Origin of the sequence: Streptomyces sp. 7-21 (genome assembly GCF_016741785.1) — a bacterium.
Classification (GTDB): domain Bacteria; phylum Actinomycetota; class Actinomycetes; order Streptomycetales; family Streptomycetaceae; genus Streptomyces.
Genome location: NZ_JAERRL010000049.1, coordinates 1 through 565, shown reverse-complemented (window position 1 = coordinate 565; position 565 = coordinate 1). Strand labels below are relative to the sequence as shown.

1 protein-coding gene is annotated in these 565 nt (G+C 70.8%); it reads right to left on the bottom strand.

Annotated elements, in window-relative coordinates; translation table 11 throughout:
- Nucleotides 1-473 (bottom strand): WXG100 family type VII secretion target (locus JK356_RS21520; RefSeq protein WP_374100695.1); only part of this gene is annotated, 473 nt, incomplete at its 3' end.
- Nucleotides 474-565: the final 92 nt, after the last annotated feature.

Below are 565 nucleotides of genomic sequence, written 5' to 3'. Positions count from 1 at the left end.
GGCTGGAAGCGTGGTTCTTCGGCGCTTTGCATCAGGTCGGCGGCGACCTGGTAGGTGGAGACGAGGCGTTCGGCGACGCGGATGGCTTCCTGGCGGTCGGTCTCGGCCGTGATCTCGTCCAGGGGGGTGGCGCTGGCCTCGGTGCTGAGGACGGATGGTGGCGGGGGCGGCATGGCGGACTGGGCCTCGCGCAGCGCGGTCCCGGCACGCAGCATCGCCTCGCCGACGGTATAGGCGTACTCGCCCAGGACCGATGACTGCTCCCCGAAGTGACGCCCCCAGGCACGGAAGGCTTCGGCCGCCTCGCCTTCCCAGGCCACCCGCGACATGCGGGCGGCGATCTCCTGCCCCACCGCGGCCAGCACCTGAGCCGCACGGGTCAGCGTGTGCCCCTGCCGCGACAGCTCCTCCGGCTTGCCCTCGGAGACTAAGGAAGCCAGCAGCTGATGCGAGTAGAACTCGACCTCACTCATCGCGGACCGTCGCCCCCTCCCCAACCGGCGTGAGCCGCACCACCGCTCCCCTGCGGTGTCCCCTCCGCAGCCCACGAACCAACCAGCGATCA